Raw genomic sequence first — 25,325 nt, 5'->3', positions numbered from 1 at the left:
CACCGCCGAGCCGACGTGGGCCGGGGGCTAGCGTTGGCGCCATGAGCAGCAGACGCGCGGTGGTCCTCGGCGGGACCGGTGGCATCGGGTCCCAGGTCGCCCGCGAACTCCTCGACCTCTCGGGTCGGGGTGGGGACGACTGGTCCGTCGAGATCGTCTCGCGGCACGGCGGTCCCGTCGCCGACGACCTCGTCGCCGCCGGTGCGCTGGCCCGACCCGGCGACCGACGGGACACCGCGCTGCTGCGGGACCTGCTGCGGCCGGGGGCGGATCTGCTCGTCGACACCGTCGGCGTGACCCGGGACGACGCCCTACAGCTCGCGCCGTTCCTGGACGACGTGGGCTCGACCGTGTTCGTGTCGTCGAAGGCCGTCTACGTCGACGAACAGGGGCGGCACGCCAACTCGGTCGACAAGCCGGTGTTCGGCGGCGCGGTCACGGAACTCCAGCCGACGATCGCGCCGAGTGACGGCGACCCGACCTCCCGCGACGGGTACGCCGCGGCGAAGGTCGCGGCCGAACAGGTGCTGCTCGACCACGGCGCACCGGTCACCGTCCTCCGCCCGTCCAGGGTGTACGGCATCGGGATCGGACGACCCCGCGAGTGGTTCGTGGTGCGGCGGGTCCTCGACGGACGGGAGCGGATCCTGCTCGCCGACCAGGGGCGCAGCGTCGACCACACGACGGCCGCGTCCGGCATCGGCTCGCTCGTCCGGCTGGTCGCGGAGGCCCCGGACCGCCGGATCCTCAACGTCGCGGACGAGACCGCCCCGACCGCGCTCGAGATCGTCCGCACGGTCGCCGGACACCTCGGGCACACGTTCGACGAGGTCCTGCTCGGCGAGGACGCACCGGCGTTCGTCGGACTCACGCCGTGGTCCACCCCGTCCCCGTCCGTGCTCGACACGACCGCGGCCCGGGCGCTCGGATGGGTCCCGCCGCGGTTCGCGGAGGCGGTCCGGTCGGAGGTCGACTGGCTCGTCGAGACCGCTCACCGGACCCCCGCGGACGGCGACGTCCCGTGGGCCGACGACCCGTTCTGGGACCGGATGTTCGACTACGGGCCGGAGGACGCGGCGCTCGCGCTGCTGTCGTTGGGGCTCGGCTGACGTGTGTGCAGCTGTGGACGTTGGCTCGCTCTCCACAGGACGGCCTGGAGGCCCGCCCACACAGGCCGGGCGGGGCACGCTGGGTGCATGAACGACAACCGGCTCGGATCCGCGGTCAGCCCGTACCTCCGCCAGCACGCCACCAACCCGGTGGACTGGCGGGAGTGGGGAGCCGAGGCGTTCGCCGAGGCGCGCGAGCGGGGCGTCCCCGTCCTGGTGTCGATCGGGTACGCCACCTGCCACTGGTGCCACGTCATGGCCCGGGAGAGCTTCTCCGACCCCGAGGTCGGCGAGCTGCTGCGGCGGGACTTCGTCGCGGTCAAGGTCGACCGTGAGGAACGCCCGGACGTCGACGCGAGCGCGATGGCCGCCGCGAGCGCCTTCACCGAGCAGCTGGGCTGGCCGCTGACGGTCTTCATGACACCGGATGCGCAGGTTTTCTACGCCGGCACCTACTACCCGCCGCAGCCGGTCGGGCAGCACCCGTCGTTCCGCCGGGTCACGGCCGCGGTGCTCGACGCATGGCGGGACCGTCGGCAGGAGGTGGACGCGAACGCGTCGGCCATCGCGCGCGCGATCCGGCAGGGTGCGGAAGCGGACGCGGCGTCCGCGCAGGCGGGGCACACCGACGGAGCCAGCTCGGGCCTCCCGTCCGTCGACGCGATCCGCGGGGTCGTGACCGACCTCGAGCGAGCGGAGGACGCCGAGTACGGCGGCTTCGGGGGCGCACCGAAGTTCCCGAACGCGCCGCTGTTGGAGTTCCTCGGCGATGCCGCCGCCGACGGGGTCGAGCCGGCCGGCGGTCTCCTCCGCCGCGCGCTGGGCGCCATCGCCGGGTCGGAGCTGACCGACGCGGACGGCGGTGTCTTCCGGTACGCCACGCGCCGCGACTGGTCCGTCCCGCACTACGAGCGGATGCTCTACGACAACGGCGGGCTGCTCGCCGTCGCCGACCCCGCTCGTGCCCGCGGCATCGCCGACTTCCTGCGCGACACGCTCCGGCGGCCGGACGGCGCGTTCGTCGCCGCCCAGGACAGCGAGTCGACGATCGACGGTCGACGGGTGGAGGGCGAGTGGTACCGCCTGCCCCTCGACGAACGCACCCGGCTCGACCCACCACCGCTCGACGACCAGGTCCTGACCGGGTGGAACGGCCTGGCGGTCCGAGGATTGGTGTCAGCCGGAGCACGAAGCGGGGACGACGAGATGATCGACCTCGCTCGTGCCGCGGCGGACGCGGTCATCGCCGCACACCTCCGGGACGGGCACGTCACCGTCCGCTCGAGCTCGGGTGCCGGTACGTCGGCGGCGGCGCCGACCCTGGAGGACCTCGGGCTGTTCGCCGAGGGGCTCCTCGAACTCGCGCTCGCGACGGGCGAGCTGCGCTACGCGACGATCGCCAGGACGCTCGTCGACGACGGCCTGTCCGGTGCACTCGAGGTCGACCCGGTCCTCGCCGCGGCCGGGACGGCGACCGGCGAGCAGCCGCAGACCGCGCTCCGGTCGGGGACCGTCGCGCTCGCGAGCGCGGCTGCGGTCCTCGCCGCACTGACCGGGGACGACGATCGGCGGACCGCTGCGGCACGGCTCATCGCCGACCGCGCGCGGACCGGAGTGGATCGCCCGCTCGGGCACGCCGACGCCCTCGGACTCGCGCTCGCCCTGCAGCGTCCCTCGCGCGAGGTCGTCCTCGTCGCTGACGACCGGTCAGTGCCCGAGGTGACAGCGATGCTGCGCGCCCTCCGGTCCACACGTCGGCCCGGGACGATCACCGCGGTGCTGACGCGAGCGCAGGCGGCCGAGTGGGCGGAAGCCGGGTTCACGCTCATGGAGGGACGGGACACCGCGGACGGCGTGACCTACGTCTGCCACGACCGCGTCTGCGCCCTGCCGGCACGCACCGCCGACGAGCTCGCGGCGCAACTCGTCTGATGGTGGACCCGCCCGGGCGGTATCCTGGAATGCTCATGTCGAATCCCCCCGTCATCACGTACCCGCCGGAACTGCCCGTCTCCCAGCGGCGCGACGACATCGCCGCTGCGATCCGCGACAACCAGGTCGTCATCGTGGCCGGGGCGACGGGTTCGGGCAAGACGACGCAGCTGCCGAAGATCTGCCTGGAACTCGGACGCGAGAACATCGGCCACACGCAGCCCCGCCGCATCGCCGCGCGGACGATCGCCGAGCGAGTGGCCGACGAGCTCGGCGGTGAGCTGGGCGACCTGGTCGGGTACCAGGTCCGCTTCACCGACAAGGTGAGCGCGAACACCCGTATCAAGCTGATGACCGACGGCATCCTGCTGAACGAGATCCACTTCGACCGGGACCTCGAGCGGTACGACACGATCATCATCGACGAGGCGCACGAGCGGTCCCTCACCATCGACTTCCTGCTCGGGTACCTCAAGCGACTCCTCCCCCGCCGGCCCGACCTCAAGCTCATCATCACGAGTGCCACGATCGACCCGGAGTCGTTCTCACAGCACTTCGGCGGCGCCCCGATCGTCGAGGTGTCCGGGCGCACCTACCCGGTGGAGATCCGCTACCGGCCGCTCGTCGCCGACGAGGACGCCGCTGGCGACGACGAGGACGAGGACGAGTTCGACGAGCGTCCTGCCGGCACCCGACCGGCGACGTCGAAGGGTGGCGCCGCGGGCCGCACCGGGAGCCCGACGGCCGGCGATGACCGGGACCCGCTGCAGGGCATCACGGACGCGCTGGACGAACTCGCCCGCGAGGACCCGGGCGACGTCCTCGTGTTCCTGTCCGGCGAGAACGAGATCCGCGACGCCCAGGACGCCATCGAGGGCAAGCACTACCCGGGAACCGAGGTCCTGCCGCTGTACGGGCGGTTGTCCGCGGCCGACCAGCACCGGGTGTTCCAGCGCTCGACGACGCCGGGCGTCCGCCGTCGGGTGGTGCTCGCGACGAACGTCGCCGAGACCTCCCTGACGGTTCCCGGCATCAAGTACGTCATCGACACCGGGACGGCCCGCATCTCGCGGTACTCCCCCCGCGCCAAGGTGCAGCGACTGCCGATCGAGGCGATCTCGCAGGCGTCCGCGAACCAGCGCTCCGGTCGAGCCGGCCGCACGAGCGCGGGCATCGCGATCCGCCTGTACTCGGAGGACGACTTCGACCGTCGTCCCGAGTACACCGACCCGGAGATCCTCCGGACGAACCTGGCCGCCGTCATCCTGCAGATGATCTCCCTCGGCTTCGGTGACATCGAGTCGTTCCCGTTCCTGCAGCCGCCGGACTCGCGCGGCGTGAAGGACGGCCTCGACCTGCTGCGGGAACTCCGCGCCGTCGACACGGCCGGCGCCATCACGAAGACGGGCAAGCAGCTGACGCGGCTGCCGATCGACCCCCGCCTGGGTCGGATGGTGCTCGAGGCGAGCCGGCAGGGCGTCGGCCGGGAGGTCATCGCCATCGTCTCGGCCCTGAGCATCCAGGACCCGCGTGAGCGTCCACTCGAGAAGCGCGCGCAGGCCGACCAGCTGCACGCGCGCTTCGCCGACCCCACCAGCGACTTCCTGACCCTGCTCGGCCTCTGGAACCACCTGGAGGAGAAGCAGGAGGAACTGTCCTCGAGCGCGTTCCGCCGGATGTGCAAGGCGGAGTTCCTCAACCACCTCCGCATCCGCGAGTGGCAGGACCTGTACCGCCAGCTCTCGCGGGCGGCGAAGCAGGTCGGGATCCACGTCGGCAAGGAGCGCAAGGACGACCCCGACTCGGTCCACCGCGCGTTGCTCGCCGGGCTCCTCAGCCAGATCGGCCTGCGCGACCGTGAGAAGCGCGACTACCTCGGTTCGCGGAACACCCGCTTCGTGGTGTTCCCGGGCAGCGTGCTCGCGAAGAAGCAGCCGGACGCGGTGATGGCCGCCGAACTCGTCGAGACCAGCCGTCTGTTCGCCCGGACCGTCGCACGCATCGACCCAGCGTGGGTGGAGCCCCTGGCGGGTGACCTGCTCAAGCGCACCTACGGCGAACCGCACTGGGAGAAGAAGCAGGGCGCGGTCGTCGCGTTCGAGCGCGTCACGCTGTTCGGTGTGCCGATCGTCCAGCGACGTCGGGTGCAGTACAACCGGATCGACCCGGTGCACTCGCGGGAGCTGTTCATCCGGCACGCCCTGGTCGAGGGTGAATGGGACTCGCAGCAGGCGTTCGACCGCGCGAACCGGAAGCTCCGGCGTGAACTCGAACAGCTCGAGGAGCGGACCCGACGGCGGGACATCCTGCTCGACGACGAGACGGTCGTCGAGTTCTACGACGCCCGCATCCCCGCCGAGGTCGCCACGACCCGCGACTTCGAAGGCTGGTGGCGCAGGACGCGCCGCGACCAGCCCGACCTCCTCACGATGCGCCGCGAGGACCTCCTCGACGAGTCCGCCGCATCCGCCGCTGAGGACGACGCCGAGTACCCGACCCAGTGGCGGAGCGGCGACCAGCGCCTCGCCGTCCGCTACCGCTTCGAGCCCGGCGCCGAGGACGACGGCGTCAGCGTTCAGGTGCCGCTCGCCGTCCTGCCGCGCATGCGGGAAGAGGGCTTCGACTGGCAGGTCCGCGGGCTCCGGAAGGAACTCGTCACCGCGCTCATCAAGGCGCTGCCGAAGCAGATCCGCAAGAACGTCGTCCCGGCCGCGGACTGGGCGGAGAAGATCGTCGCCGAGCTGCCGGACGACGCCCCGACGACGCCGACCGAGAGCTTCCGCGCGACCCTGGCGAAGACGATCCAGCGGCTCGTGCACGTGCCCGTCTCCGAGTCCGACTTCGACATGTCGCGGGTGCCCGCGCACCTGTTGCCGACGTACGCGGTCGTCGACGAACGCGGACGCCGGGTCGAGGCCGGCAAGGACCTCGCCGCCCTGCAGACCAAGCTCAAGGACCGCACGCAGCAGAGCGTCGCCGCCGCCACGCAGCGGCAGGGCCGGCCGGGAGGCTCGTCCCGGGTCGCGGACGCCGGCTCGGGCCGCCGCATCGAACGGTCCGGCCTGACCGCTTGGCCGGACGAGGACCTGCCCGAGGTGCTCGACACGAAGCAGGCCGGTGGGGTCATCCGCGCCTACCCGGCACTCGTCGAGGAGGGCAGCGGGCCGAAGGCGACCGTCGGCGTGCAGCTCCTCGCGACGCCGGGAGACCGCGCCGTCCAGATGCCCGCGGGGGTGCGGCGACTCGTCATGCTCGCTGTGCCGTCCCCCGTCTCCTACATCCAGCAGCACCTCACCGCGCAGGAGAAGCTCGCCCTCGCCGCGAGTCCCTACCCGTCCACGTCGGCGCTGTTCGACGACGTCCTGGCCGCCGTGGTCGACGCCGGGATCCGCCGGACCCACCCGGACGGTCTCGTCTTCACCCGGGCAGCGTTCGAGCAGGTCCGGGATGCGGTCTCCGCGACGGTCGTCGACACGATGTTCACCGCCGTGTCCGAGGTCGCGGCCGTCCTCACGGCGCAGCGGAACGCCGAGCGGGCGCTGAAGCAGGCCACGAACATGGCGCTGCTGCCGGCCCTGTCGGACATGCGCCAGCAGATGGAACGCTTGGTGTCCGCCGGGTTCGTCTCGGTCGCCGGACTCGACCGGCTGCGACGCATCCGCGTGTACCTGCAGGGCATCGAGGCCCGGGTGACGAAGCTCCTGCAGAACCCCGGCCGGGACGCCGGCTGGATGCGCGAGGTCACCGGCGCGACCGATCGCTACGTCGAGGCCGGGGGCGCGTTCCCGCCGGTCGTGGGGTCGCACCCGGAGCTCGTGCACGCCCGGTGGATGCTCGAGGAGTTCCGCCTCAGCCTGTTCGCGCAGGAGCTCGGCACCGCCGAGACCGTCTCCCTGCAGCGGATCACGAAGGCCCTCACCGCGGCCTCACGCTGACCGGAGGACGGCTCCTGCCCACGAGGACTACGGTGACCGCCATGATCGGCTCACTCGACGTCGTCGTCCTCGACTGCCCGGACCCCGCGGCCCTCGCCCGCTTCTACGCCGAGCTCCTCGGGGGCGTCGTCGAGGAGGCCGAGACGCTCACCCCGGACGACGAGTGGGTGGAGGTCACCCTGCCGTTCGCCGGGCACCGCCCCCTGCTCGCCTTCCAACGGGTCGACGACTACCGAGCGCCGGTGTGGCCCGGGCAGGACGTGCCGCAGCAGGCCCACCTCGACGTCAAGGTCGACGACCTCGACGCGGGCGAGCGAGCCGTGCTGGCGATCGGAGCGGCCGCGACCGGCGAGGGGACGGACACGTTCCGCGTCTACCTCGACCCGGCCGGGCACCCGTTCTGCCTGGTCCGACCGCAGGACTGACCGCGAGTCGTCAGCCGACCTGCTCGGAGCCCGTACCGGTGCCTGCGTCGGCATCGGCATCGACATCGGCCGCGTCGGCGTCGGCGGCGGGTTCGACCGCGAGCCCCTCGACGACCTCGACCCGGGGCAACGCGGCGAGCACCGCACCGGGCAGGAACAGCTTCGCCCCGCGCACGCCCGCACCGATGACGACCTCGGGCGCCTCGAGTACCCGTGCGTCGACGTACACGGACCAGTCGGCGGGCAGCCCGATCGGGGTGATCCCGCCGTACTCCATGCCGGTGCGCTCCACGGCGTCCTCCATCGGCGCGAAGCTGACCTTCCGGGCGCCGAGCAACCCCTTCACGGTGCGGTTCACGTCGAGCTTCGTGGAGGCGAGCACGACGCAGGCCGCGTACGTCACGGTGTCACCCCGCTTGCCCGCGACGACGATGCAGTTCGCGCCGCCCGCGACCGGGAAGCCGTACGCCTCGGAGAACGCCGCGGTGTCGGCGAGCTCGGGGTCGATCGGCGCGGCCTCGATGCGTTGCAGCACCTCGAACGGCAGGGCGACCAGGGCCTCCGCGACCGGGATGGCGATCGAGCCGGTGGCGAGCAGGACGGGCATGCGGTTCAGCGTGGGCATCCCCCCACCCTAGGGACGGGAACCACCGCGACTGGTCAGGAGTCGACCCGTCCGCAGCGGACAGCCCGTGCGGACGCCCGGGGACGCACGGGCACGGACGGCGGGTAGCCTCGCGACATGGGGGAGGAACCACGAGTCCATCGGCCGGACCGGTGGCGTGTGCTGCGCGACGTCCTCATCGCGGTGCCGCCCGGCTTCGAGACCGTCGTCGTCATCGTCGGGCTCGTGGCGTCGATCGATGCGCCGTACGAGAGCGAACGAGCCTGGGCACCGTGGGCGTGGCCGGCGCGGGCGACGCTGTGCACCTTCCCGCTCGCCCTCGTCGCGGTGGCCGTCGCGGTCGGTCTCCGTCGGGTCCCCGGTCGGACCGCTGCGATCTGGCTCGCGGCCGCCTCCGCGGCGCTCGGGGTCCTCCCGTTCGTCGTCGCGGTCCAGATCGCCCTGCGCGCGGTCTGACGACCGGCGCCCGGTCCCCGCGCAGACCCCGCGACACCCCCACGCCGACGCCCACAGCTGGACACCCAGCCCGAGGGCGATGGAGCCCGCCGTCATCCCGCCGGTCGCCATCGGCAGCGCTGCTTCCGCGCCACCCAGGGCGGGCGGCCGGCGGGCGCTCCGCGCCGAGCGACACCGTTCGCAGACCGTAGCCCGAGGGCCGTCGCCAGGCGCGGACCGTGCAGGGGACACGACGGACGGGAGGCCCGCGACCGACTGGTCACGGGCCTCCCGTCCGACGCACCGCGCTCCCCGCGGCGGGCGTCTCCGGCTGGTTCCCCGTCAGCCGACGACCTCCCAGGTGACCAGTCGCGCGTCGCGGGTCGTCACCTCGTGGACCGGCCCCTCGACCGCGAGACGCGCTCGCGGAGTCGCCGTGCCGGGCACCGTCCGCGCCGCGGTCGCTCGTTCGTTGACGATCGCGCCGCCGGTCGACGCATCGACGTCCGCGACGGAAGCAGAGGCCGCCGCGTGCGAGCCGACCCACACCTCCACGTCACCGGGCTCGACGATCCGGACCATGCGCCGGTCGCTGAACGCCAGACGCGTGGTGGGCACCGTGAACGCGAGCCGGACGGTCTCGCCCGCGTCGAGTTCGACGCGCGCGTAGCCGAGCAACTGCACGACCGGCCGTGTGACCGAGCCGTGCACATCACGCCCGAACAGCTGCACGACGTGCCCACCCGCGACCGAGCTGGTGTTCGTGACGGTGACGCTCGCGGTGAAGGTGCCCCCGGCCTGCACCGAGCCGTCGACGACCAGGTCCGAGTACGCGAAGGACGCGTAGGACAGGCCGAAGCCGAACGGCCGGACCGGCGTGGAGTCGGTCGCGGTGACGTCCGACGGACCACCGAGCACCGGGTGCAGGTACGAGTACGGCTGCGCCCCCGCGGACCGGGGCAGCGAGACCGGCAGGCGACCGGAGGGGTTCACCCGCCCGGTGACGACGTCGGCGATCGCGAGTCCGCCGCCCTCGCCGGGGAAGAACGCCTGCAGCACCGCCGCCGGACGGGGCTGGTCCCCGTCGAGCGCCCAGCTGATCGCGTACGGGCGGCCGGTGAGGAGCACCAGGACGACCGGCGTGCCGGTGGCGACCACGGCCTCCACCAGGTCGCGCTGCACGCCGGGCAGGTCGAGCGACTCGGAGTCGTTGCCCTCGCCGACGGTGCCGCGCCCGAAGAGGCCGGCCTGGTCGCCGACGACGACGACCGCGAGGTCGGCGTCGGCAGCGGCGGAGACGGCAGCGGCGATGCCGGTCCGGTCCTCCCCCTCGACCGTGCAGCCCTCGACGACACGGACCGATGCGCCGGCGAGCGCGTCGGTCAGTGCCTCGGCGACCGTCGGGATGGAGAACCCGAGCGGCAGCCCGGGGTGCGCGGCCAGGACGTGGTTCGCGAACGAGTAGCAGCCCTGCAGGGCCTCGGCCCGGTCGGCGTTCGGGCCGATGACCGCGACGGAGCGCGGTGTCCGCCGGACCGGGAGCACGCCGTCGTTGGCGAGCAGCACGACCGATTCCTCGGCGAGCCGTCGGGCGAGGGCCTGGTGCCGCGGCGAGTCGAGGTCGACCCCGGTGGGCGGCTCGTCCTCGTACGCGTCTGCGTCGAGCAGGCCGAGTGCCTCCTTCTGCGCGAGCGCACGGAGGACGGCACGGTCGACGAACGCCTCGTCGAACTGCCCGGACCGCACCCGGTCGACGAGCGGCCGCAGGTACGCGTCACCGGTGGGCAGCTCGACGTCGATGCCGGCATCGAGGGCGAGCGCTGCCGCTTCCCCACGGTCGGCGGCGACGGCGTGCATGACCTCGAGGAAGGCGACCGCGAAGTAGTCCGCGACGACGGTGCCGTCGAAGCCGAGCTGCTCACGGAGCACCCCGGTCAGGTACTCGGGGCTGGCCGCCATCGGGACACCGTCGGTCTCGGTGTACGAGTTCATGACCGAACGGGCGTTCCCGTCGAGCAGTGCCATCTCGAACGGCGGCAGGAACACGTCGCGGATCTCCCGCGGCCCGGCGGACACCGGTCCGTGGTTCCGTCCACCCCGCGATGACGAGTAGCCGAGGAAGTGCTTCAGCGTGGCGTGCACACCGGCGTCCTGCAGTCCGCGGACGTAGGCGGTGCCGACGGTCCCGACGAGGTACGGGTCCTCGGCGATGCACTCGTCCACCCGACCCCAGCGGGGGTCCCGGATGACGTCGAGCACCGGGGCGAGGCCCTGGTGGATGCCGAGTTCGCGCATCGAGTCGCCGATGGCGCGGCCGACCTGCTCGACGAGCTCCGGGTCGAACGACGCACCCCACGCGAGCGGGGTCGGGAAGGTCGCGGCCTTCCACGCGGCGAGCCCGGTGAGGCACTCCTCGTGCACGAGCGCGGGGATGCCGAGGCGGGTCTCCCGCTTCAGGCGCCGCTGCTCCTGCCAGAGCCACGCGGCTCGCTCCTCGGCGTCGACCGGTCGGGTCCCGTAGACGCGGGTGTAGTGCCCGATGCCGTCGCGGGTGACCTCCGGCAGGGTCGCCTGGGCGTCCTGCGCGGCCGCCATCTCGCCCTGCATGGGGGCGACGACGCCGTTCTGGTCGAGCCAGTAGCCGACGATCTGCGCCGCCTTCTCCTCGAGGGTCATCCGGGCGAGCAGGTCGCGGACGCGGTCGCTCACCTCGGGGACGGCCGGGAGGCCCGGGGTCGGGTCCGCCAGGTCGGTCCGGGCCGCGCCGACGGCGCGGTCCCCCGACGTGTGCCGGGGCTGGTTCGTGATCGTCATCCCTTGACCGCCCCGGTGAGCCCGCCGACGATCCGACGCTGGAAGATCGTGAAGAACACGAGAGCGGGGATCATCGACATGGACGTGAACGCGAGCACCTTGGCGGTGTCGACCGAGTACTGCGACGAGAACGCCTGCACACCGAGCGGCAGGGTGTAGCTGCCCTCGTTGTTGAGGATGAACAGCGGCAGGATGTAGCTGTTCCAGCTGGCGATGAACGCCAGGATGCCGACCGTCACGACACCGGGCAGGGACAGCGGCACGATCATCCGGAAGAAGAAGCCGAGGCGGCTGGCGCCGTCGATGGACGCGGCCTCCTCGAGCTCATCGGGGATGGCCCGGAGGAACGGCACCAGGATGATGACCGTCGTCGGCAGGGCGAAGGCGATCTGCGGCAGGATCACGCCGGCCAGGCTGTTCGTGAGACCGAGGTCCTTGATGAGCAGGTACAGCGGCGTGATCGCGACGGTGATCGGGAACATCAGGCCGGCGGCGAACAGCGCGTAGAGCGCGCCACGGCCGGCGAACCGGTAGCGGGCGAGCACGTAGCTCACCATCAGGCCGAGCACGACGACACCGGCGGTGGTGGCGACGGCGCTGATCGTCGAGTTGCCGAGCTCACGCCAGAAGATCGAGCTGCTCAGCACCGAGCCGTAGTTGCCGAGTTCGAACGGCGCCGGCAGACCCGCCGGGCTCGTGGTGATCTGCGAGTTCGTCCGGAACCCGCCCAGCACGATGTACAGCACCGGGGCGAGGTTGGCGGCGACGAACAGGATCGCCACGACGTAGGTGAGCGGGTTTGCGCGACCGATGGCCGCACTCGACCGGCGCTCCCGTGTCGCCCGTCGCCCGGGGGCGACGATGCTCGTGGTGGCCATCACTTCTTCCTCTCGGTGATCGCGCCCGCGGTGTCCCGGCGGAGCACGAAGTGCTGGTAGATCAGCGCGACGGCCAGGGAGATGACGAACATCACGACGGCGACCGCGCTGCCGAAGCCGAAGTTCCCGGAGTTGCGCCCGTTGCCGACCATGTACGTGGCCATCGTCGAGGTGCCGGCGGTCGAGGCGATGTACTGCCCCCAGATGATGTAGACGAGGTCGAACAGCTGGAGCGAGCCGATGATGGACAGGAACGCCCAGATGCGGATCGTCGGGCCGAGCAGCGGCAGGGTGATGCGACGCTGGATCTGCCAGTAGCCGGCACCGTCGATAGCGGCCGCCTCGAACAGCTCCTCGGGGATGCTCTGCAGACCGGCGAGGAACAGGATCACCGCGAAGCCGATGTACTTCCACGAGATGATCACGAGCAGCGTCCAGATGGCGATGTCCGGGTTGGACAACCAGTCCGCCCGCAGGCCGCCGAGGCCGATCGTCTGCAGCATGTCGTTGACGGCGCCGTTGGACTGCAGGAGCAGGCTCCACCCGGTGCCGACGATGACCTCGGAGATGACGTACGGCACGAAGACGAGCACGCGGACGAGTCCGCGGCCGTGCATCTTCTGGTTGAGCAGCAGTGCGAGCACGATGGCGATCGGCCCCTGCAGCACCAGGGAGAGCACGACGATGAAGCCGTTGTGCATGAGGACCGAGTGGAAGGCCTGGTCCTGGAAGATGATGAGGTAGTTCTGCAACCCGACGAAGTCGGTGGGCGGGCCGTAGCCCTGCCACTTGAAGAACCCGTAGTACGCCGCCATGGCGACGGGCAGGATGACGAACGTCACGAAGACGATCACGGCGGGACCGGCGAGGACGGCGATCTCCGCGCGCTGCCGCCAGTCCGCGAGCCGCTTGGCGGGCCGACGCCCGGCGGGGCGCGGTGCGCTGGACGCACCGCTCCCCGCCGGCGTGGACCCCGCGGCGCCGTCCGACCCGGTGGCCGGGGTCGTGCCGAGCGAGGTGTTGAGGGTCATGGTCAGCCCTTGGCCGCAGCCTGGTTGGTGGTGGTGACGATGTCCTTCGCGGTCCCCTTGCCGGCGAGGACGTCCACGACGCTGGTGTTCAGCGCGTTGCCGACGTTCTGGCCGTACAGGGTGTCGAGGTACTGCGAGACGAACGGGGCTTCCTTGTAGGCGGCCAGGGCCGACTTCAGGTACGGCTCCGACACGACGGACTGTGCGTCCTGGTTGACGGGGATCGCCTGGAAGGCCTTGTAGTAGCCCTCCTGGTTGTCCTTCTGCACGATGAAGTTGAGGAAGTCGGTGCACGCCTTCTTCGGGGCCTGCGCCGTGCAGGAGTAGCCGTCGACGCCACCCATCATCGACTTCGGGTCACCCTTGCCACCCTCGACCGCGGGGAACGGGAACCAGCCGAGGTCGGGCAGCGGCTTGGCGTCCGGGGTGAGCGAGGAGATCACGCCCGGGTCCCACGCGCCCATGAGTTCCATGGCCGCCTTGTGGTTGGCGAGCAGACCCGCGGAGCTCCCCGCGCCCTGCTGAGCGGCGGTGGTCAGGAAGCCCTTGTTGAACGGCTTCGTGTCGTTGAAGTCCTCGAGCTGCTTGCCGGCTTCGGTCCAGCACTTGTCGTCGAACTTCAACGACTCGGCGGCACCGGTCAGGGTCTTCTCGCTGCAGGCGCGGAGGGCGAAGTTGTAGTACCAGTGCGCGGCCGGCCAGGCGTCCTTCGCACCGACGGCGACGGGGTCGACACCCGAGTCCTTGAGCTTGGCGATGTCCTCGTTGAGCTCGTCCATCGTGGTGGGGGTGCCCTCGATGCCGGCCTTCTCGAAGAGGTCCTGGCTGTACCAGATGCCCTCGGGGAGCACGGCGACGGGCATCGCGTAGGTGCCGTCCTTCGCGTCGTAGCCCGAGAAGGTCCCGGCGCTGATCGACTTCTTCGCGTCGGCGCTGATCGAGTCCTTGATGTCGAGCAGCTGCCCGGCGTTGATCATCGCGTTGAGCTTGCCGCCACCGCGCTGCAGGAACACGTCGGGGCCGTCGCCGGAGTTGAGCGCGGTCTGGAGCTTGCCGTCCAGGTCCTCGTTCTGGATCGCCTGGATCTTGACCGTCACGTTCGGGTTCTTCGCCTCGAACGCCTTGACGGTGTCCTCCCAGTAGGCCTTGCCGGGGCCGGTGGTGGAGTTGTGCCAGAAGGTCATCGTGACCTTGCCGTCGCCGTCGTCGGCGGCTCCGCCGCTCGAGCAGCCCGTGGCGAGCAGTGCGGTGCCGGCTGCGATGGCGATGGCCGCCGCGAACCTGTTCTTCCTCGTCATTGTGGAGTCCCTCGGTAGTCGTCGTTGACATGCGACCGCGAGGCCGCAGGGAGAGCATGCACGGCCGCCGGAACGGCTGTCAATCGATTTCGATAACGATTTCTGTCCGGTGCGCGGTATGGACGGCCGATGTCGCGCTCCATGCCACGGACTCGGTCGTGGCGTGCCGGACGGAGCCCGTGGACGAGTACGGTGTCGACGTGGATGCCATCGCCCGTCCTGCTCCCCTCCCGGGGCGGACCACCATCAGCGATGTCGCGCGAGCCGCCGGCGTCTCGGTGCCGACCGTCTCGAAGGTCATCAACGGGCGCGACGGTGTCGCCGCCGCCACCTCGCAGCGGGTGCTCGCCGTGATCGAGTCACTCGGGTACGAGAGCTCCCTCGTCGCCCGGAGCCTCCGGCGCAGCCGCACCGACGTCATCGGCATCCTCGTCACGGAGTTCGAGCCGTTCTCCACCGAGCTCCTCAAGGGCATCTCGTCGGCCGCCGACGGCACCGGCTACGAACTGCTCGCCTACGCCGGACTCGTCAGCGGGGAGGCCCGGCCCGGCTGGGAGCGCCGGTCGCTCTCCCGCCTCGCCGGCACCCTGATCGACGGCGCGATCGTCGTCACGCCGACCACGCTCATGGCGAGCACGCCGATCCCCGTCGTCTCGATCGACCCGCACACCGGACCCGAGGGCCACGCGGCCATCGACTCGGACAACATCGGCGGGGCCCGAGCGGCGACCGAGCACCTCATCGGCCTCGGACACCGCCGGATCGCACACATCCGGGGTCGCGCGGACCTGGCGTCGGCCGAACTCCGCGAGATCGGCTACCGGCAGTCGCTCGAGGCCGCGGGCATCCCGTTCGACCCGGACCTGGTGTGCGTCGGCGACTACCAGACCACGGTCAGCGCCGAGGTCGCCCGCGAGCTGCTCTCCCGGCACAACCGCCCCACGGCGGTGTTCGCCGCGAACGACAGCTCCGCGATCGGGGTGCTCCAGGTGGCGGGCGAACTCGGACTCCGGGTGCCGCAGGACCTCTCGGTGGTGGGCTTCGACGACGTGCCGCAGGCCGCGAACGCCGCTCCCCCGCTGACGACCGTCGCCCAGCCGCTGCACGACCTCGGCGCCGAGGCCCTCCGGATGCTCCTCGAGCTCCTCGGCGGGCGGGACGTCCCCGCGCACGTGCAGCTGCCGGCGTCGCTCGTGGTGCGTGCGAGCACCGCGCCACCGCCCGGCGCGTGAGACGGCACCCGGCGCGCGGGACGCCGCCGAGTGTGTGAGACCCCGGGCGCGGAAGACGCCCCGGGCACGGAGGACGCCGCCGTATCCCGCGGTGTCTCGCCTGGTCGGCGGCGTCGTCGGCAGACGGGGGTGTCTCGCCCCCGCCCCGCGCGCTGGACAGGAGGCCCGGTGCCCGACCGAGCCGCGCCTCCCGTCCCGGCATCCTCGGCGCGCGAGACACCGGCGTCTGCGCACGACGCCGCCCCGCCCGCGAGACGCCGCCACTTCCGGCGGCGTCTCGCCTGGCCAGGGGGGTCTCGCGTCGGCAGCGGCGTCCGTCGGCAGACGGCGGCGTCCCGCCTCCGCCCGCGCGCAGGACGGGAGACTCGGTGCCCGACCGAGCCGCGCCTCCCGTCCGGTGTCCTGACGCGCGAGACGCCGGCGTCCGTGCACGACGCCGCCCCACCCGCGAGACGCCGCCACTTCCGGCGGTGTCCCGCCTGGCCAGCGGCGTCTCGCCTCGACAGCGGCGTCACACCTGGTGGGCGGCGCCGCCGGCAGACGGAGGCGTCCCGCGGACGGGCGACGACGTCGCACACACCCCTCGAGTCCGCGAGCCGGACCTGATACGTTGCCGCTCACAACAAATCGGGAGGCCGTCGATGGCGACGCACCAGGACACAGCACACCGGACCGGCGAGGCGGTCGTCACCGTCACCGACGCGGACGGCACTCCCGTCGCGGACGCCGACGTCCGAGTCGAGCAGCGGCGGCACGCGTTCGGCTTCGGCAACATCGGCTTCGACTTCGTCGGGCTGGCGAACGGCGAGCCGGACGTCGGGACGCCGGAGCTCGCGGACCTGTGGCTCGACGTCTTCAACACCGCGACCCTGCCGTTCTACTGGGGCCGGTTCGAGCCGGAGCGCGGGCAGCCGGACACCGGACGACTCCGGCGCACCGCCGGGTGGTTCCGCGACCGGGGCGTCGCGACGAAGGGACATCCCCTCGTCTGGCACACCGTGCAACCGGACTGGCTGCTCGGCCTGGGGAACGACGAGGTCGAGCGCCTGCAGCGCGAGCGGATCCGCCGGGAGGTCAGCGACTTCGCCGGGCTGGTGGACACGTGGGACGCGATCAACGAGGTCGTGATCATGCCGCACTTCGCGAACGGCGACAACGCGATCACGCCGCTCGCACTGGCACGCGGCCGCCTGGCGATGATCCGGATGGCCGTCGAGGAGGCCCGCACCACGAACCCCGCCGTCACGCTGCTGCTCAACGACTTCGACCTCTCGGACGCCTACGAGTGCCTGATCGAGGGCGTCCTCGAGGCCGGTATCCGCATCGACGCGATCGGGCTGCAGACCCACATGCACCAGGGCTACTGGGGTGAGGACACCATGCTCGCGATGGTCGACCGGTTCGCCCGGTACGGCCTGCCGCTGCACCTGACCGAGACGTCACTCGTGTCCGGCGAGCTCATGCCCGCGCACATCGTCGACCTCAACGACCACGTGGTCGGCTCGTGGCCGTCGACGCCCGAGGGCGAGGCACGTCAGGCGGACGAACTCGAACGGCACTACCGCAGCCTGGTCGGGCACCCGGCCGTCGAGGCGATCACCTACTGGGGCATCACGGACGAGGGGGCGTGGCTGGGCGCACCGATCGGGCTCGTCCGGGCCGACGGCACCCCGAAGCCGTCCTACGACGCCCTCCGTCGGCTGGTGAAGGACGAGTGGTGGACACCGCCGACCACCCTGCGCACCGACGACGCCGGGCGGGTGGTGTTCCGCGGGTTCCGCGGCGAGTACGCCGTCCGCGTCGGGGCACAGGAGACCACCGTCACCGTCGGCGACGACGGCCCGGCGCAGGTGCGGGTCCGCGCCGCCGGCTGACGGCCGCGCTACGGTGCTGTCATGCGAGCGACCGTGCGGGACGTGGCCGCCCTCGCGGGGGTGTCGCCGAAGACGGTGTCCAACGTCGTCAACGGCGGTGTCGTCGTGCGCCCGGAGACGCGGGCCCGGGTGGAGGCCGCGGTCGCCGAACTGGCGTACGTGCCGAACCTCTCCGCCCGTGGCCTCCGCAACGGCCGGACCGGCGCCATCGCCCTGACGCTGCCGGAGCTCGCGAGCGCGTACTCGGCGGACCTCGCGCGGTGGTTCGTCGAACTCGCGCACGACCGAGGGCTCGTCGTGCAGTTGGAGCAGACCGCCGACGACCCGGAACGGGAGCGCGAACTGGTGTCGCGCGCGCGGGCGCACCTGGTGGACGGACTCGTGCTCAACCCGGTGTCGCTCAGCGCGAGCACCCTCGCGAACACCGAGGGGTTGCCGCCGACGGTCGTCATCGGCGAGGTCGAGCCCGAGCAGGTCGACCAGGTGCACGTGGACAGCCGAGCAGCGGCCCGGGAGGTCACGACGATGCTCCTCGACCGAGGGCACCGGCGCATCGCCGTGGTCGGGGCACCACGGCGTGACGGGGTCACCGCGACGGCGCGGCTGCGGCAGCTCGGCCACGACGACGCGGTCGGCAGCGCAGACCTGCACGTGGACCCGGCGCTCCGGGTCCCGCTCCCCGAGTGGACCACCGCGGCCGCCGCCACCGCCTTCGCCACCTGGCTCGACGGGAACCCCCTGCCCGACGCCGTGTTCGCGTTCACGGACTCCATCGCGTTCGGCGTGCTGCACGTCCTCGCAGCTCGGGGTGTGCGGGTTCCCGAGCAGGTGAGTGTCGTCGGGTTCGACGACGTCGACCAGGCCGCGTTCGCGATCCCCGCGCTCACCACGGTGTCGTTCGACCGTCGGGCCTTCGCGGACGCCGCCCTCGACCTGCTGGAGCGGCGGATCGCCGACCGGGAGGCACCGGTCCGGACGGTCGTCGTGCCGCACCGGATCGTGGAGCGCGCGAGCGTCGCGACGCGCTGACGAACGGGCCCCGGGGGAGTGGGCACCGGAGGAGTGGGCGCCGGACGAACGGGCCACCGCAGGAGTGGAGCCCGGAGGAGTGGGGCCCGGAGGAGTGGCCAGCGGGAGCAGCACACCGCGGGACCGGACGCCGCGGGACCGAGGAGGTCGCCCGCTCAGTCGCCGTCCGCCGCGCGCAACACCGCGACCGCCGTCCGCCGGTCGGCGAGGATCCGGAAGTGCCCGCCGAGTTCGAGCCGCACGTTCTCCGCGCCGGCGAGCTCACACCCACCGGGGATGAGCGTGTCGTACACCCCGTACACCGAGGTGATGCGGCTGTTCGCGTCCAGCTCACGCGCCAGCCCGGCGAGCACCGGGTCCGCAGCCCGGAAGACCCGGAGGTGCCGCACGGGCGCGAGCACCGCGTACTTCGAGCCGGCGAACGGCGTCGACACGGCGACCATGCGGTCGATCCGCCCATGCGGATCGAGTCGGGTCATCGCGTACTTCCCGATCAGCCCGCCCTTGCTGTGCGCGAGGACGAGGACGTGCTGCAGGTCGTGTTCGTCGAGGTACGCCATGACCGCCTCCGCCGACACCGGGACGGGTCGGACGTTGTGGCGCAGGTCGGTGAGCACGTGCACGGGGTGGCCGCGGTCGTGCAGGACGTCCATCAGGGGGCGCATGAAGTGCCACGTCTCGTACACGCCCGGGATGACGACGACGGCCTGCCGGTCGCCGGTCCGGTAGTCGTCGGCGGTGGTCGGGCCGAGGCTCCGGACCTGCCACACCGCGGCGTAGAGCCAGTCGAGCAATGCCCACCGCACGCGTCGGAGGAGGCCGACCCGGACGGGAGGCCCACCGGCGGACACGTCGGTCGGCGCACCCTGGTGCGGGGCCGGGCCGGTCACAGCACGACTCCGTCGCGCGCCGACTCGAGCGTCTGGACCCGACGGAACTCGTCCACCAGTCGGGCGACGGCGACCGGCTGGTGTTCCTGCACGTGGTGCGGCCCGGGCAGTTCGACGAGTGCACCGCGCACCGCGGTCTCCGCGAGCCGCACGGCCCAGTCGTGCTTCGCGACGGGGTCCTGTGCACCGCGGATGACGAGCACCGGGACGGTCAGGGCCCGGACGCCGTCGGTCATCCGGAAATCCCGCATCGGCCGGAGTTCGCGGAGGTACTGGGGCATGCTCCGGAGGTAGTCGGAGAGGACGATCGCGTTCATCCGGGCGCCCTCGAGCAGGACGTCCACGCCGAGTGCGGCGGCGAGCCGGACGAGGGAGCGGCGGCGGTCGTCGACGACCGGACCGACGAGGACGACGGAGCTGACGACGTCGGGGTGACGGAGGGCGGCCTCGACGGCGATCTGCGTGCCCATCGACTGTCCCAGGACGACGACGTCCTCCGCTCCACGGGCGGTGACCGCGCGCACGACGAGGTCGGCGTACTCGTGCTCCTCGAACCGACGGCGGCCGTACGGCAACCCGCCGAACCCGGGCAGGTCGACCGACACGGTCCGGTGCGTCCGGGACAGCGCCGTCTGCACCCGGTGGAAGGACCGGTGCGACATCCCGATGCCGTGCACGAGCACGACCGTGGGGGCGAACGAGTCCCGCACCCGACCGGCCGGCGCCATCGTCCGCAGCCGGACGGGGTGTCCGTCGACCTGAACGGTCTCCACCAGTGCACGCATCCCCCGACCCTATGCCGACCGGGCCGCAGTGCCTGGGAACCGTTCCGCTGCCGGGCTCCAGGCGCTACCCTCGCCCACATGCGGAAGGTCACTGCGGGACTGTTCACCTCGGTCGACGGCGTCGTGCAGGACCCGTACGAGTTCCAGTACGACAGCTTCGACGACGAGCTCGGTGCCGCGATGACCGCGTGGATGGCGGCCACCGACACGGTGCTGCTCGGTCGGAACAGCTACCTGGAGTGGTCCGAGTGGTGGCCAGCGCACGCGGACGACCCCTTCGGCCAGTGGATCAACCCGATCGAGAAGCACGTCGCGTCGACCACCCTCGGCGACGACCTGGCGTGGGAGAACAGCACCCGGATCCCCGGCGACGTGCCGGCGTTCGTCCGGGAGCTGCAGCGACGGGACGGAGCCGACATCGCCGTGTGCGGCAGCGTCACCCTCGTCCGGAGTCTGCTCTTCGCCGGGGTGCTCGACGAGTTGCAGCTGATGGTGCACCCGGCGATCGCCGGACACGGTCGGAAGCTGTTCGAGCCGACGGACCCGCCGACGCGGCTCCGCCTGGTCGCGAACGCCGTGACGAGCAAGGGGAACGTGCTGAGCACCTACGGGCGGTTCGACGCCTGACGGCGGTGATCCGCGCCTCCCGGCTCTTGTCCGGAGCGTGGACAGCGGGTCTGCCTGATCGGCGTACCCTTCTGGGTGGCCCAGACCGCACGACCCCCGGAGCTCACCATGCCGCAGGACACCCGCCCGCACGTCGTCGTCGTCGGCGGTGGATTCGCCGGGATCGCCGCGATGCGCGAGCTCAAGGACGCACCGGTCCGGGTGACCCTCGTCGACCGGCACGTCTACAACATGTTCCAGCCCCTCATGTACCAGGTGGCGACCGGCGGGTTGAACGCCGGCGACGTGACGTACTTCCTCCGCAGCCTCCGCGCACGCCAGGCCAACGCGGACTTCCGGCACGGGCTGCTCACCGGCATCCGGCACGACGAGCGCATCGCCGAGATGTCCGACGGCGAGCACCTGCACTACGACTACCTGATCCTGGCCAACGGCGTGAACACGAGCTACTTCGGGACGCCCGGCGCCTACGAGTACGCGTACTCGATGTACTCCCGCTCCCAGGCCCTGCGCATCCGGGACGAGCTCTTCACCCGCCTGGAGCAGGCCGCGGCGAAGCAGGGTCCGGACGAGATCCGCGTTGTCATCGTCGGCGGCGGTGCCACCGGCGTGGAGATGGCCGGTGCGCTCGCGGAGCTCCGCGACCAGGCGCTCGTCGGCGCCTACCCGGAGATCGAGCGCGGCAACATCTCGATCACGCTCGTGCACCGCAGCGGCGAGCTCCTCAAGCCGTTCGCCCCGCGCCTCCGCCGGTACGCGGCCAAGATCCTCCGTAAGCGCGGTGTCGTGCTGCGGCTCAACGCCGGTGTCGAGGAGGTCCTGCCCGACGGCGTCCGCCTGGCCGGCGGCGAGGTCATCCCGGCGTCGCAGGTCATCTGGGCGACCGGTGTCGCGGCGCACAAGGAGGTCGGCAACTGGGGCCTGCCGCAGACGCACGGCGGTCGCATCCAGGTGAACGACGACCTCAGCGTGAAGGGCGTCGACCGCATCTTCTCGGCTGGGGACATCGCCGCGCAGGACGATGCCCTCGCCCAGCTCGCCCAGCCGGCGCTGCAGGGCGGCAAGCACGTCGCCGAGCAGATCAAGCGACTGGTCGCCGGCAAGCCGACCGAGCGCTTCAAGTACTTCGACAAGGGCACGATGGCGACGATCGGCACGAACGCCGCCGTCGCCCAGCTCCGCGGCGGCATCACGATGGTCGGGCCGGTGGCCTGGGCCGCGTGGGTGTTCGTGCACATCACGAGCCTGCTCGGCAACGGCAACCGCATGTCGACGCTGACCCACTTCTTCGTCCGCTACGTCTGGTTCATGCGGAAGCGCTCGATCCCGATCGTCGGCGACGTCCGACCGGTGCGCCCGAACGGCGACCGCGAGCCGGAGCACTGGCAGCTGCAGAAGGCGGAGTAGCGCCCCGCGCGACCACGAATCGGACGGGAGGTCCGTCACCAGCGGGTGACGGACCTCCCGTCCGCCGTCCGGCCCGGTCCGTGCGGTCAGGGAACCGCGCGCTCAGCTCCGTGCGGCCGTGTAGGCGCCGGCCGCGATGTCCTCGAGCAGGGTCGGCCCGGTCGGCTGCCAACCGAGGAGATCCCGAGTGGCCGTCGACGTCGCGGCCATCTCCATGGCGTAGAACGGTCCGACGAAGCCGAAGTGGTCGACCGCGTCGGCCGGCTCGATCGTCGTCACCGGTACGCCCAGGGCGTCACCGATCGCTCGCGCGATGTCCCGGGTCGGCACGGCGTCCTCTGCGGTGACGTGCATCCGAGTGCCCGCCGGTGCGCCCTCGAGGCCGAGTCGGACCAGGCGCGCGGCGTCCGTGCGGTGAACCGCAGCCCAGCCGTTCGACCCCTCGCCGATGATCGCGGCGGCCCCGTGCCGACGGGCGGCCTCGGTGATGAGCGAGACGAAGCCGGAGTCGCCGGAGCCGTGGACGGTCGGGGCAAAGCGCGCGATCACGGTCCGGACGCCCTGGTCGACGAAGTCGAGCGCACGGTTCTCACCACCGCCGCGCATGGAGTGCGGACCGACGGCCGGGTTCGGGTCCGCCTCGGTCGCGGCCCGGTCGCCGGCCAGTCGGGCCACGCCGGACGCGACCACCAACGGTCGCCCGCTGCCCACGAGCGCTTCGCCGAGGGTCTCGACGGCGGCGCGCTCGGCAGCGTCGCTGACTTCGGGGTGCGCGAAGTCGTGCTTGTTGGCGAGGTGGACGACGCCGTCGGCGGCATCGGCCCCACGGCGGAGTGCCTCGAGGTCGTCGAGGTCGCCGCGGAGGACCTCGGCGCCCTTCGCCTGGACGGCCGCGGCTGAGGTGTCGGACCTGGCGAGCCCGGTGACGCGGTGGCCGGCGGTGAGGAGCTCGTCGACGGTGGCGGAGCCGATCCAGCCGGAGGCTCCGGTGACGAACACGTGCATGATGGTGCCCTTCTCGTTGATGTCAGTTGCTGACATCAAGACGGTACACCCGATGTCAGGCGCTGTCATCATGACCGGTCCGTCGGTACACTCGGAGGATGGCGAGATGGCAACCGGGCACGCGGGAGCGCCTCCAGTCGACGGCTCTGGAACTGTTCCTCGACCGGGGCTTCGAGGCCACGACGGTCGCCGACATCGCCCGTGCCGCTGACGTCACCGAGCGGACCTTCTTCCGGCACTTCGCCGACAAGCGCGAAGTCCTGTTCGCGAGCCAGGACGCCTTCATCGGGCTGTTCGTCGGACCCGTCGAGGACGCCCCGGCCGACATCCCGCCGATCGAGCTCATCGCACGGGCGCTCGACGGTGCCGGCTCGTTCTTCCCCGACGACCGCCGCGAGTGGTCCCGCCGCCGGCAGAACGTGATCGACGCCGAACCCGCTCTCGGCGAGCGCGAACTCGCGAAGCTCTCCGGTCTCGGACGCAGGCTCGCCGAGGTCCTCCGCGGGCGGGGCGTCCCCGAGCCGGCCGCTACCCTGCTGGCGCAGTCCGGTGTGACGGTGTTCCACCTGGCCTTCGCGCAGTGGATCGCCCCGGGCGAGACCCGCACCCTGCCGGAACTCGCGACCGAGCGGCTCGACGCACTGGCCGCGTCGATGGTTCGACAGCACGCCTGACGGGCCGGAGCCGGTTCATGGACAGCGGGAGCACACTGGGACGATGACGCGGATCGCACCCCCGACGGACACCGTGCCCGTCGTCGCGCCGTCCGTACCCGCCGCGGCCGCGCCCGTGGCGGCCCCGCCAGCTCCGGCGTCGCCGCCGGGTCGCGCCCTGGCGTTGGACGGCCTCCGGACCGTCGCGATCGTCATGGTGGTCCTGTACCACCTGCACGTCCCGCAGTTCGAGGGCGGGTGGATCGGCGTCACGGTCTTCTTCGTGCTCTCCGGCTACCTCATCACCACGCTGCTCCTCCGCGAGCGGCAGCGGACCGGCACCATCCGGCTCGGGTCGTTCTGGTGGAAGCGCATGCTCCGGCTCTACCCGGCACTCGTCGCCCTCGTCGTGGCCGGACTGCTGCTCTGGAACTGGGTCGGCGACTACAAGGGCGCGTCGCTCTCGGCAGGTTCGGCGGCGTTCATCGCCCTGACCTACACCGGGAACCTCTACCGCTCGTTCTGGGACACCACGCAGGGGGTCTTCGCGCACACGTGGAGCCTGTCGATGGAGGAGCAGTTCTACCTGGTCTGGCCACCGGTGCTGCTGCTCCTGCTGTCGCTCGGACGTCGTCGGCGGACACTCGTCCTCGGCCTGTCCACCGTCGTCGTGGCGGCGTCGGCAGCGTCGTGGCTCAGCTACCGCACCCCCTCGGGCGGCTCGACCCCGGACGTGTACTTCTCCCCCGTGCTCGGCGTCGTGCCGCTCGCCACCGGGTGCGTGCTCGCGCTGCTGCTCGACGACGAGCGGTGCCGTTCGTTCGCCTCCGGCCTCGCCGGACACCTGGGCACCTGGGCGGGCGCCGCGGCGGTGGTCGGCGTGCAGTTCTGGATCGGTGACGACTGGACCGACCACGCCTGGACCTTCGGCCTGCTCATGCCGGCCACCGGACTGGCGGCGGCGGTCCTCATCGGCGGGCTGGTCTCGGTGCGGACCCCGGTGTCCGTGGCCCTGTCCTGGTCCCCGGTCGCCTGGTTCGGACGCCGGGTGTCGTACTCCGCCTACCTCTGGCACCCGCTCGTGATCGCCCTGCTCGGCACGTTCGCGATCGGCTGGTTCGGGAACGTCTGGCTCTTCGCCGCCGCCGTCATCGTGTCGATCGGGGCGGCGTACGCGATCGAGGTCCCGGTCGAGAAGCTCCGCGCGCGTGTTCGGGAGGCCCGTCGCCTGGTCGCCGAGGACCACGCCGCCCGCAGCGCCGCCGCGAGCTGACGCGGACCCGACAGCGGGGCCGGTCGGTCAGCGGCTTCGGTCGGTCAGCGGCGTCGGTCGGTCAGCGG

The 25,325-nt window shown here is 72.0% G+C and carries 20 protein-coding genes; 12 read left to right on the top strand and 8 right to left on the bottom strand.

Annotated elements, in window-relative coordinates:
• Positions 1–41 precede the first annotated feature (41 nt).
• The 4 genes from DEJ16_RS14505 (at position 42) to DEJ16_RS14490 (ending at position 7,401) form a co-directional block, all read left to right on the top strand.
• Positions 42–1,109 carry an NAD(P)-dependent oxidoreductase gene (locus DEJ16_RS14505; RefSeq protein WP_110825964.1) on the top strand — a complete coding sequence of 356 codons (1,068 nt, stop codon included), beginning with the start codon at positions 42–44 and terminating at the stop codon, positions 1,107–1,109.
• Positions 1,110–1,196: 87 nt separating this feature from the next.
• Positions 1,197–3,041: a thioredoxin domain-containing protein gene (locus DEJ16_RS14500; protein WP_110825963.1), complete on the top strand. Its 1,845-nt coding sequence runs from the start codon at positions 1,197–1,199 to the stop codon at positions 3,039–3,041.
• Positions 3,042–3,076: 35 nt separating this feature from the next.
• Positions 3,077–6,976 carry an ATP-dependent RNA helicase HrpA gene (gene hrpA / locus DEJ16_RS14495; RefSeq protein WP_110826051.1) on the top strand — a complete coding sequence of 1,300 codons (3,900 nt, stop codon included), beginning with the start codon at positions 3,077–3,079 and terminating at the stop codon, positions 6,974–6,976.
• A gap of 41 nt (positions 6,977–7,017) precedes the next feature.
• A complete protein-coding gene (locus DEJ16_RS14490) occupies positions 7,018–7,401 on the top strand; it encodes a VOC family protein (RefSeq protein WP_110826050.1) in 384 nt (127 codons plus the stop codon).
• 10 nt (positions 7,402–7,411) lie between these two features.
• Here DEJ16_RS14490 and DEJ16_RS14485 read toward each other — a convergent pair whose 3' ends face one another.
• A complete protein-coding gene (locus DEJ16_RS14485; RefSeq protein ID WP_110825962.1) occupies positions 7,412–8,026 on the bottom strand; it encodes a YbaK/EbsC family protein in 615 nt (204 codons plus the stop codon).
• 117 nt (positions 8,027–8,143) lie between these two features.
• Here DEJ16_RS14485 and DEJ16_RS14480 point away from each other — a divergent pair, with 117 nt between their 5' ends.
• Positions 8,144–8,482, top strand: coding sequence for a hypothetical protein (locus tag DEJ16_RS14480; RefSeq protein ID WP_146232901.1), 339 nt, complete (start codon positions 8,144–8,146; stop codon positions 8,480–8,482).
• A 321-nt stretch (positions 8,483–8,803) separates the two neighbouring features.
• On the opposite strand, the gene DEJ16_RS14475 is transcribed toward DEJ16_RS14480, so the two are convergent.
• Genes DEJ16_RS14475 through DEJ16_RS14460 form a run of 4 tightly spaced genes read right to left on the bottom strand, consistent with a single transcriptional unit; the run spans position 8,804 to position 14,482 of the window.
• Positions 8,804–11,275 (bottom strand): beta-glucosidase, encoded by a 2,472-nt coding sequence (locus DEJ16_RS14475; protein WP_110825960.1) that lies wholly within the window; start codon positions 11,273–11,275, stop codon positions 8,804–8,806.
• Complete coding sequence (locus tag DEJ16_RS14470; protein ID WP_110825959.1) at positions 11,272–12,153, bottom strand: carbohydrate ABC transporter permease; 882 nt, start codon at positions 12,151–12,153, stop codon at positions 11,272–11,274. The genes DEJ16_RS14475 and DEJ16_RS14470 overlap by 4 nt, the downstream gene beginning before the upstream one ends.
• Entirely contained in the window at positions 12,153–13,184 is a 1,032-nt protein-coding gene (locus DEJ16_RS14465; RefSeq protein WP_110825958.1) for a carbohydrate ABC transporter permease, read from the bottom strand. The genes DEJ16_RS14470 and DEJ16_RS14465 overlap by 1 nt, the downstream gene beginning before the upstream one ends.
• Before the next feature lie 2 nt (positions 13,185–13,186).
• Positions 13,187–14,482 carry an ABC transporter substrate-binding protein gene (locus DEJ16_RS14460; RefSeq protein WP_110825957.1) on the bottom strand — a complete coding sequence of 432 codons (1,296 nt, stop codon included), beginning with the start codon at positions 14,480–14,482 and terminating at the stop codon, positions 13,187–13,189.
• A 200-nt stretch (positions 14,483–14,682) separates the two neighbouring features.
• Here DEJ16_RS14460 and DEJ16_RS14455 point away from each other — a divergent pair, with 200 nt between their 5' ends.
• From DEJ16_RS14455 to DEJ16_RS14445, 3 genes are all read left to right on the top strand, one after another.
• Positions 14,683–15,714: a LacI family DNA-binding transcriptional regulator gene (locus DEJ16_RS14455; RefSeq protein ID WP_258366007.1), complete on the top strand. Its 1,032-nt coding sequence runs from the start codon at positions 14,683–14,685 to the stop codon at positions 15,712–15,714.
• A 641-nt stretch (positions 15,715–16,355) separates the two neighbouring features.
• On the top strand, positions 16,356–17,588 hold the full coding sequence (locus tag DEJ16_RS14450; protein ID WP_110825955.1) for an endo-1,4-beta-xylanase: 1,233 nt from the start codon (positions 16,356–16,358) through the stop codon (positions 17,586–17,588).
• 21 nt (positions 17,589–17,609) lie between these two features.
• Positions 17,610–18,617, top strand: coding sequence for a LacI family DNA-binding transcriptional regulator (locus DEJ16_RS14445; RefSeq protein ID WP_110825954.1), 1,008 nt, complete (start codon positions 17,610–17,612; stop codon positions 18,615–18,617).
• 155 nt (positions 18,618–18,772) lie between these two features.
• On the opposite strand, the gene DEJ16_RS14440 is transcribed toward DEJ16_RS14445, so the two are convergent.
• Positions 18,773–19,507, bottom strand: coding sequence for a triacylglycerol lipase (locus DEJ16_RS14440; RefSeq protein WP_258366006.1), 735 nt, complete (start codon positions 19,505–19,507; stop codon positions 18,773–18,775).
• The gene (locus DEJ16_RS14435) at positions 19,504–20,292 is read right to left on the bottom strand and encodes an alpha/beta fold hydrolase (protein WP_110825953.1); all 789 of its coding nucleotides are present in this window, start codon (positions 20,290–20,292) and stop codon (positions 19,504–19,506) included. Before DEJ16_RS14435 ends, DEJ16_RS14440 begins: the two co-directional genes overlap by 4 nt.
• A gap of 78 nt (positions 20,293–20,370) precedes the next feature.
• On the opposite strand from DEJ16_RS14435, the gene DEJ16_RS14430 reads away from it, so the two are divergent.
• Both DEJ16_RS14430 and DEJ16_RS14425 read left to right on the top strand, forming a co-directional pair.
• Complete coding sequence (locus DEJ16_RS14430) at positions 20,371–20,919, top strand: dihydrofolate reductase family protein (protein WP_110825952.1); 549 nt, start codon at positions 20,371–20,373, stop codon at positions 20,917–20,919.
• 75 nt (positions 20,920–20,994) lie between these two features.
• Positions 20,995–22,326, top strand: coding sequence for an NAD(P)/FAD-dependent oxidoreductase (locus DEJ16_RS14425; protein ID WP_258366005.1), 1,332 nt, complete (start codon positions 20,995–20,997; stop codon positions 22,324–22,326).
• A 102-nt stretch (positions 22,327–22,428) separates the two neighbouring features.
• On the opposite strand, the gene DEJ16_RS14420 is transcribed toward DEJ16_RS14425, so the two are convergent.
• Complete coding sequence (locus DEJ16_RS14420; RefSeq protein WP_258366004.1) at positions 22,429–23,367, bottom strand: SDR family oxidoreductase; 939 nt, start codon at positions 23,365–23,367, stop codon at positions 22,429–22,431.
• 62 nt (positions 23,368–23,429) lie between these two features.
• Here DEJ16_RS14420 and DEJ16_RS14415 point away from each other — a divergent pair, with 62 nt between their 5' ends.
• Complete coding sequence (locus DEJ16_RS14415; RefSeq protein ID WP_110825951.1) at positions 23,430–24,005, top strand: TetR family transcriptional regulator; 576 nt, start codon at positions 23,430–23,432, stop codon at positions 24,003–24,005.
• 43 nt (positions 24,006–24,048) lie between these two features.
• Positions 24,049–25,257 carry an acyltransferase gene (locus tag DEJ16_RS14410; RefSeq protein WP_110825950.1) on the top strand — a complete coding sequence of 403 codons (1,209 nt, stop codon included), beginning with the start codon at positions 24,049–24,051 and terminating at the stop codon, positions 25,255–25,257.
• Positions 25,258–25,325 lie beyond the last annotated feature (68 nt).

This window comes from Curtobacterium sp. MCJR17_055 (genome assembly GCF_003224335.1).
Classification (GTDB): Bacteria; Actinomycetota; Actinomycetes; order Actinomycetales; family Microbacteriaceae; genus Curtobacterium.
Note: the sequence above shows the minus strand (reverse complement) of the source record. Positions and strands in the feature narration are given on the sequence as shown.

Bases quoted from the DNA above. Each gene is read 5' to 3' on its own strand.
- DEJ16_RS14505 (WP_110825964.1), top strand. From the start codon at position 42: ATGAGCAGCAGACGCGCGGTGGTCCTCGGCGGGACCGGTGGCATCGGG.
- DEJ16_RS14500 (WP_110825963.1), top strand. From the start codon at position 1,197: ATGAACGACAACCGGCTCGGATCCGCGGTCAGCCCGTACCTCCGCCAG.
- hrpA (WP_110826051.1), top strand. From the start codon at position 3,077: ATGTCGAATCCCCCCGTCATCACGTACCCGCCGGAACTGCCCGTCTCC.
- DEJ16_RS14490 (WP_110826050.1), top strand. From the start codon at position 7,018: ATGATCGGCTCACTCGACGTCGTCGTCCTCGACTGCCCGGACCCCGCG.
- DEJ16_RS14485 (WP_110825962.1), bottom strand. From the start codon at position 8,026: ATGCCCACGCTGAACCGCATGCCCGTCCTGCTCGCCACCGGCTCGATC.
- DEJ16_RS14480 (WP_146232901.1), top strand. From the start codon at position 8,144: ATGGGGGAGGAACCACGAGTCCATCGGCCGGACCGGTGGCGTGTGCTG.
- DEJ16_RS14475 (WP_110825960.1), bottom strand. From the start codon at position 11,275: ATGACGATCACGAACCAGCCCCGGCACACGTCGGGGGACCGCGCCGTC.
- DEJ16_RS14470 (WP_110825959.1), bottom strand. From the start codon at position 12,153: ATGGCCACCACGAGCATCGTCGCCCCCGGGCGACGGGCGACACGGGAG.
- DEJ16_RS14465 (WP_110825958.1), bottom strand. From the start codon at position 13,184: ATGACCCTCAACACCTCGCTCGGCACGACCCCGGCCACCGGGTCGGAC.
- DEJ16_RS14460 (WP_110825957.1), bottom strand. From the start codon at position 14,482: ATGACGAGGAAGAACAGGTTCGCGGCGGCCATCGCCATCGCAGCCGGC.
- DEJ16_RS14450 (WP_110825955.1), top strand. From the start codon at position 16,356: ATGGCGACGCACCAGGACACAGCACACCGGACCGGCGAGGCGGTCGTC.
- DEJ16_RS14445 (WP_110825954.1), top strand. From the start codon at position 17,610: ATGCGAGCGACCGTGCGGGACGTGGCCGCCCTCGCGGGGGTGTCGCCG.
- DEJ16_RS14435 (WP_110825953.1), bottom strand. From the start codon at position 20,292: ATGCGTGCACTGGTGGAGACCGTTCAGGTCGACGGACACCCCGTCCGG.
- DEJ16_RS14430 (WP_110825952.1), top strand. From the start codon at position 20,371: ATGCGGAAGGTCACTGCGGGACTGTTCACCTCGGTCGACGGCGTCGTG.
- DEJ16_RS14420 (WP_258366004.1), bottom strand. From the start codon at position 23,367: ATGTCAGCAACTGACATCAACGAGAAGGGCACCATCATGCACGTGTTC.
- DEJ16_RS14415 (WP_110825951.1), top strand. From the start codon at position 23,430: ATGGCGAGATGGCAACCGGGCACGCGGGAGCGCCTCCAGTCGACGGCT.
- DEJ16_RS14410 (WP_110825950.1), top strand. From the start codon at position 24,049: ATGACGCGGATCGCACCCCCGACGGACACCGTGCCCGTCGTCGCGCCG.